Origin of the sequence: Paenibacillus macerans, from assembly GCF_050565405.1 — a bacterium.
GTDB lineage: Bacteria > Bacillota > Bacilli > Paenibacillales > Paenibacillaceae > Fontibacillus > Fontibacillus macerans_B.
Genome location: NZ_JBNYYG010000001.1, coordinates 446,580 through 461,045, shown reverse-complemented (window position 1 = coordinate 461,045; position 14,466 = coordinate 446,580). Strand labels below are relative to the sequence as shown.

Annotated in this window: 7 protein-coding genes and 1 riboswitch; of the genes, 2 read left to right on the top strand and 5 right to left on the bottom strand. The window is 57.8% G+C overall.

Translation table 11 applies throughout. The features are described 5' to 3' along the window. Window positions 1–301: 301 nt before the first annotated feature. The 3 genes from pulA to ACQ4N8_RS01775 form a co-directional block, all read right to left on the bottom strand. The gene (gene pulA, locus ACQ4N8_RS01785) at window positions 302–2,410 is read right to left on the bottom strand and encodes a type I pullulanase (protein WP_430702590.1); all 2,109 of its coding nucleotides are present in this window, start codon (window positions 2,408–2,410) and stop codon (window positions 302–304) included. 6 nt (window positions 2,411–2,416) lie between these two features. Continuing rightward, entirely contained in the window at window positions 2,417–3,130 is a 714-nt protein-coding gene (locus ACQ4N8_RS01780; RefSeq protein ID WP_430702589.1) for an amylo-alpha-1,6-glucosidase, read from the bottom strand. A gap of 359 nt (window positions 3,131–3,489) precedes the next feature. Then, a complete protein-coding gene (locus tag ACQ4N8_RS01775; RefSeq protein WP_430702588.1) occupies window positions 3,490–7,014 on the bottom strand; it encodes a DUF6359 domain-containing protein in 3,525 nt (1,174 codons plus the stop codon). A 203-nt stretch (window positions 7,015–7,217) separates the two neighbouring features. On the opposite strand from ACQ4N8_RS01775, the gene ACQ4N8_RS01770 reads away from it, so the two are divergent. Beyond that, window positions 7,218–8,585, top strand: a complete 1,368-nt coding sequence (locus tag ACQ4N8_RS01770) for a metallophosphoesterase (protein ID WP_430702587.1) — start codon at window positions 7,218–7,220, stop codon at window positions 8,583–8,585. A gap of 345 nt (window positions 8,586–8,930) precedes the next feature. Here the strand turns inward: ACQ4N8_RS01770 and ACQ4N8_RS01765 are convergent, their stop codons facing one another. Further along, a complete protein-coding gene (locus tag ACQ4N8_RS01765) occupies window positions 8,931–10,373 on the bottom strand; it encodes an NAD(P)/FAD-dependent oxidoreductase (RefSeq protein ID WP_430702586.1) in 1,443 nt (480 codons plus the stop codon). A gap of 84 nt (window positions 10,374–10,457) precedes the next feature. Next, a riboswitch (purine riboswitch) is annotated at window positions 10,458–10,557 on the bottom strand. 261 nt (window positions 10,558–10,818) lie between these two features. Between ACQ4N8_RS01765 and ACQ4N8_RS01760 the strand changes: the two genes are divergently transcribed. Continuing rightward, entirely contained in the window at window positions 10,819–12,120 is a 1,302-nt protein-coding gene (locus ACQ4N8_RS01760; RefSeq protein WP_430702585.1) for a hemolysin family protein, read from the top strand. A gap of 734 nt (window positions 12,121–12,854) precedes the next feature. Here ACQ4N8_RS01760 and ACQ4N8_RS01755 read toward each other — a convergent pair. Continuing rightward, window positions 12,855–14,378, bottom strand: a complete 1,524-nt coding sequence (locus tag ACQ4N8_RS01755) for a hypothetical protein (protein ID WP_430702584.1) — start codon at window positions 14,376–14,378, stop codon at window positions 12,855–12,857. Window positions 14,379–14,466 lie beyond the last annotated feature (88 nt).

Sequence of the window (14,466 nt, the reverse complement as noted above, 5' to 3'; positions counted from 1 at the left end):
GTGGCGTCGTAACCCCGAGGATACTCTACTTTTTTGTGTTTTGGATAGACTCCAAAACTTGGTACACAAACAATTTTACGTCATCTTTTTCTGAGCAAATAGAGGCAAAAAAAGGCCTTATTTTTCCGACAAGCATCAAAATCACCCCATTTGGGACTGACTACGGAAAAATAAGGCCATATCATGCCTCTATTGGTGTGGAAAGGGCTCTTTTCGAAGAAATAAGGGAATTTTTTGCCCTTATTTCGCGCGCATCAGGCAGTGAGGGCGGCGTGGATGCCGACGCCTCGCCTCGCCCGCATTACCGCGGGACGGCGAGCACCACCACGCCGACCCCGCGGACCTCCAGCCGGGACGGGGCTGGAGCAGGGCCCCCTGCAGCGGGAGCGGGGCCGGCCGGGGCGGGGCAGCTCGCGGCCGCGGGAGCTCCCGCGGCGGGCACGCCCGTCGCAGGGGCATCCGCCCCGCCGCCAAGCGCGCGTGCTGCTTTGCTCTCGCGCGCGTCCAGCGCGAGCACATGCTCGCCGCCGAACCGGACCTCCCACGGTCCGAGGGCGGGCAGCTCCAGCGACAACGCGCCGGGATTCGCGTTGTAGAGCACGTACAGGTGGCGGTCCGGGTCGCCGCCGGCATGGTCCCGCAGCGTGAACGCCACCGCTCGGGCCGGCGTTGCCTCGAAGCGCAGATGCGCGCGGATCTCCCCGGCCGTCCGCAGGCGGAACGCGGGATGCGCCCGGCGAAGCGCAATGAGGCTGCGCATGTAGGACACGTCCGCCTGGTGCGCCGCGCAGCGCGCCCAATCGAGCCAATTAACCTCGATCGGCGATTTGTAGCTGTTCTCCACGCCGTCCTTCGTGCGCATGAATTCCTGGCCGGCGTGGATGAACGGAATGCCCTGGCTCGTCAGCACGATCGCCGATGCGAGCCGGTGCATGGCCCGGCGTTCGTCTTCCGCCGCCCCAGGCGCGGACAGCACAATTTTGTCCCACAACGTGTGGTTATCGTGGCATTCCACGAAGTTTACCGTCTGGACCGTCTCCTGCGCAAACTGCCGAATCATCGCGCCGTCATAATCGATGCCGCCGGCGACGCCGCGCTTCACCCCGTCCTCGAACCCGCCGCCGCCGCTGATGAAGCCCTTCCGGTCAAAGATGAAGATATCGCCCTTGACCGCGTCCCTCAGCCCGTCGTTAAACATGCCGATCCCCGGCAGCTTTACGGCGTTGTCCTGATTGGCCCTCCGCTCCTTGGGAAGCACCGTCTCCATCATCCAGCCTTCCCCGATCATCAGGATCGAAGGATCGATCTCATCCAAGCGGCGGCGGATTTCGTTCATCGTGCTCACGTCCATCAAGCCCATCAGATCGAAGCGGAAGCCGTCGATATGGTATTCGCGCACCCAATGCAGGATTGAATCCACGATGTACTTGGCCACCATCGGACGCTCCGAGGCGCACTCGTTGCCGCAAAACGCCCCGTCCGAAAACGTTCCGTCCGCTTTATAGCGCAAATAGTAACCCGGCACCAGCTTGGTGAAGTGAATCAAGAATCCGTCGAATACATGGTTGTACACCACGTCCATGATGACCCGGAGACCACGAGCGTGCAAGGCCTGCACACAGCGTTTCAGCTCGTTGATGCGCACGGTCGGATCATAAGGGTCCGTGGCATAAGAGCCCTCCGGCACATTGTAGTTTTTCGGATCGTACCCCCAGTTGTAATGCGGCTCATCCAGACGGCGTTCATCCACGCTCTCGCGGGAGTAGTCGAACACCGGGAGCAGTTGCACGTGCGTAACGCCGAGCCCGGCAACATGGTCCAGTCCCGTAGGAATGCCGTCAGGCCCCCGGGTTCCCTCTTCGGCGAGGCCCAGGAACTTCCCTTTCTCGCGGATGCCGCTCCGGGGGTGAATCGATAGATCGCGAACATGCAGCTCATAGATGACGGCATCCGCGGCGGAAGCTAAAGACGGCTTCGCCTCGTTGCCCCAGCCTTCCGGATCGGTGCCGCGCAAATCGAGGATCGCCGCTTTATCCCCGTTGACGCCAACCGCTTTGGCGTAAGGGTCGGCGGCTTCGTTCCATTGCGCCCCGACCTTGACGCGGTAAGTGTATAATAAGTCCCGGCAATCCCCCGGGATCGCGAGCGTCCACGTCCCCTGCACATCCCGCCGCATCGCGAGTTCCCTGGCCGGCGGGCCGTCCCAGGCTTCATACAGGACAACCTTCGCTTCCGACGCCGTAGGCGCCCAGAGGCGGAAGAAGGTTTGCTCCGGCATATAGGCTGCCCCGAGATCGTCGCCCCCGTAATAGAACTTCGCGTCAAATTCCGCGTCGAACACCGAGACGCCCCCGGTGACCGCCAAATCGCCGTAATCGATGATGCCTTGATATTCTTTTTGAACCGACAACGTCCCTCACTCCAATCCCGTCAAATTCGGCAGCACGTCCTCCGTATAGGCGCGCAGAATTTCGCCCACGCTCCAGGCTTGAGTAAAGCAGCGGCGCCCGGTGCAGGCAAATTCTCCGTCAAAAATTTCGGCAATGCCGCCCAGACCTCCGTCGTAAAGATGATCCTCGAACACGCCGCACATGTCCTTCGCCGTGAGCACGGCCTCCCGGCTGTAGCCGTTCACTTTGCAGTAGGCCGTGATGAATCCGCCGCCGCTTTGCGGCACGTCAACCACATCGTACAGACCATGGCCCGCTGCGTTCCAAGAACGGCTGCGGAAAGATTCGCGCACCTTCCGCGCTAGTTCATCATATGGCTGCTTTTCCCCGAAACGTTCCGCCAGCCGGGCCATAATGCACAGCACGTTGTACCATAGCGCGTTGATCTCGACCGGTTTGCCGTGCCGCGGCGTGACCACCCACTCGCCGACTCGCACGTCCATCCAGGCTACCTGGTCCAGTCCTCCGCCGGCATGGATCAAACCGTCCTCATCCATCCCGATGGAAAAACCGGTACCGTCCCGGTAGGCCGCGACGATTTCCTTCAGCTTCGGATAAATCTTCTCGCGAATGAACCTGTAATCATCTTCCCCTCCGGTATGTTTCAAATATTCATGGACGGCGTGAACATACCAAAGCGAAGCGTCTACCGTGTTGTACAGCGGCTCCTGGCCGCCCATAAGCCCTCTCCTTCCGCTATCCTGAAGTGAACGGCTATGATTACAAAAGCGCTATCCACCTTCGCCAGGGTAAACGTTTACTAGCCTGTATGTGCTGGATTATATCACCGTTGCCGAAGGGAGATCAATCGTTTGCACAAAGGCATCAGTGAATCTTGATTACCGGGAAACGGTCCGCAAAAAAAGCGCGAGCGGCAAGGAAAGTACTCCTTCCCTGCGCTCACGCTTGCGTCGATTATGATGCACCCGACACCCTGATACCGGGCTTATGTCCCTTTTATCCATGATTGCGGACAAGAAAGGAAACTATCCGCGCCCCGTGTGCCGCACCTTCTCCGAAACGAAGTCTTCTCCGCCGTTTAGGCCGCTTTTCTTCCGATGTACGCCAAATCGTCCAGCATCAGCTTGGCGAAGCTCTCCTTGATGGTAAGTCCGCTTTGGACGCTAACGGTCAGCTTCAGCGCCTTCAGCTTGATGTCCCGCTCCAGCTGGGTTTTAGATTTTTGCAGGGAAGCGATTTGGGCTTGCAGGCTGGTCGCGGTCCCTTTAGTTTTAAAATAGCCGTGGTCCTTCCCCAGCTCGACCAGTTCATCCAAATGGGCGATGTCGATGTAGACATGAAAGTTAAAAGTAGCCGAAGCCGTGTGGCCGGCCGCATCCGCCGCTTGAACGACCAGCTTGTGGCTTCCTGCCGATAAAGCGAACGGAGTGATCTCTTGCAAGCCGCCGATGCTCCGGCCGTTCAATTGATAGGCAGCGGATTTCAGGCCGCTGACCGCATCATCGACCGCTACGCCGAAAGGCACGTTCGGGTCGATTTGCAGTACCTGGCTGTCTCCGGTGAATTGAATTCGCGGCGCTTGCAGATCCACGTTAACATACAATGTTTTGGCCGCTTCGAGGTTGCCCGCTTGGTCAACGGAGCGGTATTCGATCGCATATTTGCCGTCCGCGGACAATACGAGCGGAGCGGCAAAGCTGATCCACTCCCCGCCGTTCACCCGGTATTCGGTACGGTTCAGCCCGCTGCCCCCCTCATCCTCGGCATGCAGGGCTACCGCAACCTCCGCCGTATTGTATACGTCCGGTCCGGTTACTCCCGAAACTTCGGCTTCGGTCACCGGCGCCAACAGATCGGCCTCCTCCGCGCTTGGCACGACATGTGCCAGGGCAAGCGGCTTCAGCTGATACGTCCCCCGAAACACCGAGGCGATGCCGCTTACATCCACGCGCGAGCCCGCCGGATACAACGCCGCAAAGGCCGCCATCGTCACGCCGGTTCTGCCGTCGAACCGAATCCGGGTGGAGCTTCCGTCCTCGCGGACGGCATTAAATTCAAACGATCCGGCCGGCGTAGCGGCAACGAGGTCACGAACCTCCACCCCGGTTAAGGTGATGAATTGTCCCTGGTTGCCGTCCGTAACGGCATCTTGCACCTGCGGCTGCGGGATCGGAGCGGTCCCCAGCTTCTCGATCAGGACGGGATTCTCCAGCTCCACCTCTCCGTTATACAACGTTTTCGTGGCGCTGACGCGGATCCGGTCGCCGGCGTGGTAACCCTCCGCCGTTTGGAATACGTAAATGCCGGCCGTCTCGTCCTGCAAATAAAAGCCCTGGCCGCCGAATACCCCCGGCTCGGACGTAACGACGCCCTCCACCGTCACGGCCGTTCCATCGGCGGCCTGACGGGCGGAGGCTATCGCCGACAGCTCCGGCACCGGCGGATGGTCGCCCGGCAGCGGCTCGGCATCGACATTAGCGATTTGCACCTGCTTGGTGATCACGTTAGCGCTGCCTTGCTTCAAGCGCAAATTGGCGCTGGCGGCAGCTACCCCCGGCTTAAGCTGCACGGTCAATTCCTTGGCGGCATGGCCTTGAGCGTCGCCCGTCAAAGCGAATGCCGGGCTATAGTTGTAATCCGACCAGCTGCCGTCGGCATTCTTGAAACGGGCGATTTGTTCGCCGCCGGCCACGTAGATGCCGACGCGTAAGTCGGACTCCGTTTGTCCCGGCGTCAAGCCGTCGGCCGTCAAGCGGATTTGGAATTCTTGCTGGCTGGGCAGCTGCGCCTGGTGCACGAATGCAAAAGCCGGTTCCGTTTCGGGCGCTTGAGACGAGCCGTAAGAGCCCGGCTTAAAGGTTGCCGGATCTTGCCATTTGTACCCGGCGGCCGGCGGAGACCACGGCTCCGGCTGAGGCTCGGTCGTAGCGGCCGGTTCCTCGTCCGCGCCAAGTACCGTCGGCGCATCCAGCTCCAGCCCCGGCACCTCGCTAAAGGAGGTATAGCTTTCGTCGTACGCAAGCCATTTCACCGTTTGGACCAAAAACAATCCGTCGTCCACTTCCTTGAATCCGTCATACGTCGTTTTCTTTTGGCCGTTTTCTTCCCGCACGTATTTCGGAGTTGCGTCTTCTACCGGCGAGGAGTCGCCGATGAAGGCCGCTTTGCCAAGCCCGAGCTTGGCCACGGCGGCGTACGGCCCTTCCGCTCGGCCGCCCCCGTCGTAGACGCCCTCGTCCACCGCATTGCCCCAGGCCGGAACGCCGGTCGGGACATAGACGAGCCCTTTGGCTTGTTGCGGGTCCAGAATCGCCACGGTCGATCCGGCATGCATCGCGACGGCCTCCACCCCGGCGGTGATGCCAAACGACTGCGACGGGCTTACAATGTCGGTTGCGTTGACGTCGCCAAGGGCGTTATACCGGAAGCGCACGCCGAAGTTGTCGGCCAGCCAATCGGAGCTGTTTAACCCCTGCATCGCCGGGGATCCGGCTTCTTCGGCCGTCATGCCTTGGGCCGGATTGGCGTAAGCGCCCCGGCGGTAGCCGTTGAACACCTCGGAAGCATCCCAGCGGTTTTTGTTGCGGTCGGCATTATAATGGTCGGAAATGAAGAACACGGCTCCGCCGTTCTCCACATATTGCACCAGTGCATTCTGCTCGGCCGCCTTAAACGGAACGTTCGCTTCCGGGATGACGAACACGTCGTAGTTCTGCAAGACGTCATAAGTAATCGCCGTCTCCCCAAACGTGTACGGAATCGGACGGTCCAGCGAATTTACCGTAAAGCCGGCTGCCCGCAGCCCTTCGGCAAAATCGGAAAACGCGCCGTCGATTACCCAATCGGCTGCGCCCGCGGTTTGGGCATGGGCGTTGTCAAACAGCACCGTTTTGCCGGTTCCGTCCGGCAGCTCGGGAGTTTCACCCGGATCCGGCTCTCCCGTGCCCGGCTCCTCGCCGGGATCTTCGCCCGGATTCTCCGGCTGCGTCGCGGACAAGGCGATCGCGGTTACGCTTTTGATGCCGGGAAAATTATTGTAAGCGGACAGCGCTCCCGACACGTCCACCCGTTTGCCGATCAAATCCGGGTTGCTTTGCAAACCGAACTCGGCCCGGAAGCCGGATGGAACCTGGATGTTGACCAGCTTGGCCTTGTCTTGCTCTCCTGCCGCATCCGCGATCAGGAAGTTAAAATCATTGCCGAAAGGAGCTTCGAAATCCGCGGCAAGCGATCCCGTCGCATGACCGACGATGATGCCCGTTACGGCGACGTTCTCCCCGTTGTTGCCTTTCGCGATCGCTTCGGCGACGCTGAGCGGCGCGGCAGCCGCATTGTCCGCGGCATTGACCGCTTCCGCGGCTTGATTCGATTCGATTGCGGATTCCGGCGGAATCACCGCTTGTACATCATCCGTTGCTTGCCCATCCGTAGCCGGCGCCTGCAGATTCGCCTCTTCCGAAGCTCCCGGCTCCGCCGCCGTCGTTCCTGATTCCTGAACCCCCGTATCTGCCGCAACCTGCGGCACGAAACCCGGGATGCCGGTTACTGTTAATGCGCCGGCCAACATAAGGCCAAGCAGTTTCTTACGCCAAGCGTTGCCCATAAATCATTGATTCCTCCCCATCCTTTATAATGGACTACCTCCTCATCATATTTATTATTAAATTGCAGATTATTTCCTCCCGGTTAAAATAATGTAAAATTCCTGAAGTTAAATACAGCACAGCGCCTCGCGTTTCTCCCGTATACAGTGGATTTATCGCACATGCCTAGTCAAATAGCTTACGTAGAGGGAGAAGAAACTCCATGAATTCTAAAACCCGCTTCATCGCCCGCCTGCTCCTCGTCGGCCTCGGGCTGCTCGGACTTGGCGCATGCCAAGCCGTCCCCCCCTCCGTGTCGAAGGTGCCGAATAAACCGCGGGGTGGCCAGCCGTTCGAGCTATTCGTAGCAACGGACATCCATTATCTCAGCTCACGGCTGCACGATAACGGCAAGGCCTTTCAGGATTATGTCCATAGCGGGGACGGCAAGCTGCTCAACTATATCGATCCGATGAGCGAGGCGTTCGTGGCGGAGATTGCAGACAAGAAGCCGGCCGCGCTTATTCTGAGCGGCGACCTGACCAACAACGGAGAACAAGCCAGCCATGAGGATTTGGCCGCCAAGCTGAAACGGATCGAAGCCGCCGGAACGCCCGTTTATGTCATTCCGGGGAACCATGACCTATCCAATCCCTGGGCTCGGAAATTCAAAGGAGACGGTCAATACAAAACCGAATGGATCACGCCGGAGCAATTTCCCGTCCTTTACGGAAACTATGGTTATGATGAGGCCATTTCCAGGGATAAGTCGACCTTAAGCTATTTGGCCGAGGTCTCCCCCGATCTCTATTTGCTCATGCTGGATACGAGCCAATATGATATGAACGAGCTGGTCGGCTTCCCCCAAACCGACGGCGAAATTCCGCCGCTGACGCTCAAGTGGATCGAGGAGTGCGCCTCCCTGGCCAAAGAGCAAGGCGCCCGGATTTTGACGGTGATGCATCATAACCTGATCGATCACAGCGCCGTGGCGAGAGAAGGCTTTACGCTTAACAACAGCGAGGAAGTGATCGGGTTATTTCAAAAGCTTCGTCTGAACCTCGTGTTGTCGGGCCATATACACATACAGGATATCCGGCAGGCGAAGGGCGGAAGCCTTTACGATATTGCGACAAGCGCTTTTAGCGTGTATCCGCACCAGTACGGCGTGCTTCGCTACAATCCGTCCGAAGGAGCGATCGACTATCGAACGGCCGGGATCGATGTAGAAGCTTGGGCCCGCGAGAGGCGCGATCCGGACGAAAACCTAACCGGCTTCGTCATCTACAGCCGCCAATTTTTTGCCGACCACTCTTATGCTAAGGCATACGCCTCCCTCGCGGAGCTTCAGGTTTCCGATGCGGACAAGGCGTTAATGGCGCAGACGATGTCGGATATCAACCTGATGTATTTTGCCGGTACGGCTGCGTCGGCGCCGGAGCGGGAGCAACTGCAGGCGTCCCAAGGATACCGATTATGGCAGAAGTCCGAATCGTCCTTTTTACAAAAATACGTGCAAAGCATGCTGGAGCCGAAAACAGAGGATAACAACGAGCTGCATCTGACGCTGCAAGGCGGTGAAAGCGATTAGGTGATGCTAGGCCCGATCCATTTCATGCGAATCTAGCTTGCGCCACAAAATGTTGTAAATCGTGCAACATTAGGGCTTAGCGGAACCGCTTTAGCCGCTGTTTGTTGTAAAAAGTGCAACATTTTTACCCGTTTAACCCTTTTGACGGAGTAAATGTTGTACGAAGTGCAACAATCGCCTAGGTCTGGGCCAAATCCAGCTCCAAATGCTATATAAAATACAACATTTCCTCTTCCCCTCGCCAGAAGCGAGCACATTAAAAACGGGTACGTCTCCTTATTTCAAGGGGGACCGTACCCGTTTCTCGTTATGCCCGGCAGCCGCACTCCCGGCAACGGAGCCGAATTAGCTTGCTGCGCCGGCCTTCGCCAACATCCCGCGGGCGATCCAGACGCCCGCCGCGCCGGCCTGCGCCAGCCCGCGGGTAATTCCCGCGCCATCGCCGCCGCAGAACAAGCCGCCGATTTCGGTTTCCAAGGACTCGCTCAGCTTCGGACGGGCGGAGTAGAATTTCGCCTCGACGCCATAGAACAGCGTGTGTTCCGAAGCGATCCCCGGCGTCACCTTGTCCAGCGCCTCCACCATTTCGATCAGGCTTTTCATCGTATTGTAAGGCAGCACGAGGCCGAGATCGCCCGGCACCGCTTCCTTCAACGTCGGCTCGAGAAAGCCTTCCGATATACGCCCTGCCGTGGAACGGCGTCCGCGCAAAATATCGCCGTATTTCTGCACGATCACGCCGCCGTTCGATAAATCGTTCGCCCGCTGGCAAATCTCCCGCGCGTATTCGTTCGGTTTATCGAACGGGTCGGTAAATTTATGCGAGACGAGCAGCGCGAAATTGGTATTGTGCGAGCCGAGCGCCGGATCCTTGAAGGAATGACCGTTGGCCGCCATTACCCCGCTGTGGTTTTCGACGACGACATGTCCGGAAGGATTGCTGCAGAACGTCCGTACCCGCGTGCCGACCGACGTGTTGTAAATAAACTTGCCCTCGTATAAATGCTCGTTGATCTCCCGCATCACCACGTCCGACGTCTCTACGCGAACCCCCACGTCCACTTGGTTGTTCGTCATTTTGAGCCGGCGCTTCTTGAGGATTTCGGTCAGCCAAGCGGATCCGTCCCGGCCGGGAGCAACCATCACCAGATCGGCCTCGTACGTCTCGCCGTTTTTGAGCGAAATTCCGCGTACCCGATGGCTGCCGTCCTCTTTTATCGTAATCAGGTCCTCGACTTCCGCTTTAAACACCATGTCGATCCGGGTATTCAGGTATTCGTAAATCGACCCCAGGATCTCCAAATTCTGCTCGGTCCCCAGGTGGCGCACTTGCGCCCGCAGCAGTTTCAAGCCCGCCGCGTACCCGCGCTGCTCGATCGCCCGGACGGCGTCCGTCAGCGGATCGGTGACGCTGGTCGTGGCACCGTGCTCCAGATTGATGGCATCGACATATTGGATCAAATCCAGCACCTTGGTCGGGGCGATATAGTCGCTCAGCCAACCGCCGAATTCCGTCGTAATGTTAAATTTTCCGTCGCTGTACGCCCCGGCGCCGCCGAACCCGGCGGTAATCGAGCAGGCCGGCAGGCATCCGGCAAACTCCTTGCGCCCCGCCGCGGGCGGACAAAGCGTGATTTTCTCCTCCAAGATCGGACAGCGGCGGCGGTAAATATCATGTCCCTTGTCCACCAGAAGCACTTTCCAATGCGGAGCCTTCCGGGTCAGCTCGTAACAGGCGAAAATCCCCGCAGGTCCGGCCCCCACCACAATCGCGTCGTATTTACTCATCGGTTTCCTCCTGAGGTCGGTAATGTAGTCGCGTCATCATCAAGAATCGAGCCCAAACAAAAAAATCCCGACTTTCCCATAGGTATGCAAATGCACCCTATTCGTAGTCAGGAATTTATGGTTCCTTGTAGAGACCCTCAATCCATATTACTGAGGATATACGAAAGTAAGTTGAAGTTTAGTATGACTTTTTTGGCAACAACATGAGTATATTTAAAATAGGCGTATAAGTCAAGCGAAGCATTATACTAATATTCGTATTTTAAAGCATTATCATAAACAAAATACGCAATAGTAGCCGAGCCATCCGTCCAAACACGAACATTATGCGCAATGCGCAATTTGTCGGAAATCCACGGGAGTTCGCGTTCCATAAGCATCATCATATATAATAGAGTTATGCTTTATAACTTTATATTTTAAAATTAAGGAGTAGATGCAAAGAATGGACAGTGACAGGCTTTTGGTGAACTTGGTTTTGGTCGTGGTGCTCATCGCGTTTACGGCATTTTTCGTGGCGGTGGAGTTTGCGATCGTACGTGTCCGGGGCAGCCGGGTCGATCAATTGATTGCGGAGGGACGCAAAGGAGCGCTCGCCGTCAAGCAGGTAACCTCCAATTTGGACGGCTTTTTGTCCGCCTGCCAGTTGGGGATTACGATCACCGCGCTCGGGCTCGGGTGGCTCGGGGAACCTACGGTGGAGAAAATACTGCATCCGGCGTTCCACAGCCTTCAAGTACCTGAAGCAGTCGGCGGCGCGCTTTCTTTTATCATCGCGTTCGTCGTTATTACTTATTTACACGTTGTCGTAGGCGAATTGGCTCCCAAAACGATGGCTATCCGCAAGTCGGAGGAAATCGCCTTGATTACGGCAAAACCTTTGATCATGTTTACGAAGCTGATGCGTCCCTTCATCTGGGCCCTGAACGGCTCGGCGAACCAGCTCGTGCGCTTGATCGGCATCAAGCCGGCTTCGGAGCATGAAGAAGCGCATTCCGAGGAAGAGCTGCAAATCATCATCAACGAAAGCTTCGAAAGCGGCAAAATCAACCAAAGCGAATACGGGTACGTCAACCGGATTTTTGCGTTCGATAATTTGCTCGCCAAGGAAATTATGGTTCCGCGCACCGACATGGTGTGCTTATATACAGACAAGACGCGGCAGGAGAACCTGGACATCATCAAAGAGCAGCAATATACCCGGTTCCCCGTCGTGGAAGGCAGCAAGGACAACGTCATCGGGATCGTCAACACGAAGCAGTTTTTCCTGGCCTACGACAGCAATCCGAATCTGGAGATCGCCTCCTTGCTTCAACCGGTCATGGCGGTTTCGGAGGTCACCCCGGTCAATGAGCTGTTGAAAAAAATGCAGCGGGAAGGCACCCATATCACGATTCTGATCGACGAATACGGGGGCACGGCCGGCCTGGTGACGCTCGAGGACATCCTCGAAGAGCTCGTCGGGGAAATCCGCGACGAGTTCGACAAGGAAGAGGAGGATCCCCTCGTTCAACTGACCGAGTCGCATGTCGTTGTACTCGGTACCGTCACGGTTAATCAGATTAACGATGTGCTCTTGACCGACCTGAGCACGGAGGAAGTCGATTCGATCGGCGGTTGGCTTTACGGGATGAACCCGGGCATGGACGTCGGCGAAACGCTCGAGCATGAGGAACTGACTTTTAAGCTATTGGAGAAAGAACCGCACCGGTTCAAGAAGCTCGAAATCGTGAAGCACGGCTCATAAATCAAGCGGGCTCATATAGACAGGAGGTTTGCTTGGTAAAAAATAGGTTGGAAATAATTTGAATGGCGGGGCGAGGGCATGATCCTTGCGCCGCCATTCCCTGTTTTTTTGCTCTACTACAAATGCGTTCCTCAGAATTGGGGGCAAGTGAACGGCGCCCTCTTCAAGGGCTCACTTTAGCCGTTATACCCAGCGAGCCGATTTGTACGACAATACGTGCAGTAACGTGTTGTACGATAAATCGTACAGGTTACCGCGGTCTTATAGCAGATTTAATGATTTTGTACGATTTATCGTGTAAAAGGAGACAGCAAAGCAAACAAACGAGGAACTTTATACGAAAAATCGTGCAAATTGGCCAGAATGGACCGAAAATAGCTTAGTTTGTATGAAATTTCATACAAAGTTAATAATGCCAGCGTGGCGAAGCGCGGAACATAACCGAAAGTATACCATGAGCGTCCTCCTGAAAGTAACCTTACGCGTCTCCTGTAGATGCTCCGTAGGCGTCCCCTAGCTGCTCGGGAACCTCACCGTAAGCCAAAATCGCCATGATGCCGTCCCCCTGTTAATGCCTGAAATCAAACATAAGAAGAAGCTTCCCTCACTCACGACGTAGTGTTGGAAGCTCCTTTGTCCAATAATAGTATTTGGGGGAGCCCTTTTGGGTCAACCCTTTTTATTTGCCTTGCCGGACGGGCCGATTCGCGGCCGAATCCATGTCCTTGATTCGTTCACTTCGGCAGGCGCTGCCGAAGCTCCGCCACTTCCTCGTCGCGGGGCATGCCTTCCCCGTAGCGGGCGCGGTAATACAGCCGGACGAGCTCCCCGGCAGGGGAATCCGGCTCCTCCCGCACAGGCTCGGTCGCCTGCACACCATCGCCGGCCAGACGCTTCATTAAGCTTGAGGCCCTTCCCTTGTTGCCGGCCTCCCGCCGTTGTTCTTTGTCCCGCCGGATATCCATGATGGTCTCCCGCGGGGTTAAATGCAGCTTAAGCGGATATCCCCCGTCCCGCTCCTTCCGCAGCAGCAACCGGTATAAATAGCGCACACGTTCCCGGTTGTCGCTCATGTCCTCCCAGCGGTCGTGGGCCGCGCCCGGACGGAACAGCCGGGCGCCGGCTTGTCTCCAGCTCTGCAGCGCGGCCTCCCAGGTAAAGATGCTCTTCTCCTCGTCGCGGTACGCCGCATTCTCCGCAGCGGCGCTTTCCTTGCGAAGGAGGGCCAGCAAACGATCGATCGTCCTGCGCCAAACCCCCCCGCCGTTCCGGTACAGCCAATACAGCAAATAGCCGAGCAGCGCCGCTCCGATCAAGATCCCCAGCGAGTAAAAAGCAATGTCCAGGATCCGCGACAGCAGGCCCGGTTCATGCGTATCCGCCGGCAAAAACGGCTCCATGGACGGCATCTCGGCAGCCGGCTGCTCCGGCAGCGGCTCCGGCTCCGGCCGGCGCGTCAGCCACTGCACGATCCGTCTGGCCAGCTCCCACAGAAGACCGCCGATCCAGCGCCCCGCCCCGGCGGCCAATAGCACGGAGACGGCCACGATCGCGCCGATATACAGGCGGTTATGGCGGCGCAGGCCGGCGGGAAGCCGTTCGTTCGGATCGCCGGACAACGAGCTGTACCGTAAATACTGGTGATTCGTGACGAACAGCGTCACCGCTAAACAGGCTAACCCCGACCATGTGAGCAGCGGCACGGTTCCCGCCAGCGCGGGAATGCGCGGGAACGCGATCCCCGCGATGAAATACAGACCGACGCCGGCCCAATACAGGCGGAAGCTGCCCCGGCGCGCTTGCGCCGACATCCCCTGCATCAAGCAGAAGACGCAGGCCGCGAACAGAGCGAAGGTTTGCAGGATCGCGACGGCTGCGTCCTGCGCGGAGGCCGGGGCATCGCCCAAACCGAGAAGCCCCGGGCCCGCCCCGCCTGATGCAGACAAGGCGGCAGCGACCGCAAAGCCCGCTCCCAGCAAAGCGGCGGCAGCCCCTCGCTGCCATAGCTTGCGAAGGCGCGTCCCGAGCAGGACCCCTCCCAGGGACAGCAGCGGGAGCATGCCCAGCCAGGCCGGCGATAGCCCCGCCGGCAGGAAGAACGCCGCAAAGATGAGCCAAACCGGCAGCAGCAAGGCGTTCTCCATCAGGCATGACACCCACAACCGCAGCGTTTGACTAATGTAAGCGAAACCATTTTGACCGGCGAGGAAATCCTCGCTTGAACCCGTTTTCGCATGTTCGTCCGTATTGAGATTCACGGCGTGCTCCTCCCCAATCTCCCTGGACGGGAAACCTTTCCTTGTCCGTTCGGTTGATGACAATGGTTATGTTCATCATACCACAGAC

Coding starts and splice junctions, on each gene's coding strand:
- ACQ4N8_RS01780 (WP_430702589.1), bottom strand. CDS start 3,130: ATGGGCGGCCAGGAGCCGCTGTACAACACGGTAGACGCTTCGCTTTGG.
- ACQ4N8_RS01775 (WP_430702588.1), bottom strand. CDS start 7,014: ATGGGCAACGCTTGGCGTAAGAAACTGCTTGGCCTTATGTTGGCCGGC.
- ACQ4N8_RS01770 (WP_430702587.1), top strand. CDS start 7,218: ATGAATTCTAAAACCCGCTTCATCGCCCGCCTGCTCCTCGTCGGCCTC.
- ACQ4N8_RS01765 (WP_430702586.1), bottom strand. CDS start 10,373: ATGAGTAAATACGACGCGATTGTGGTGGGGGCCGGACCTGCGGGGATT.
- ACQ4N8_RS01760 (WP_430702585.1), top strand. CDS start 10,819: ATGGACAGTGACAGGCTTTTGGTGAACTTGGTTTTGGTCGTGGTGCTC.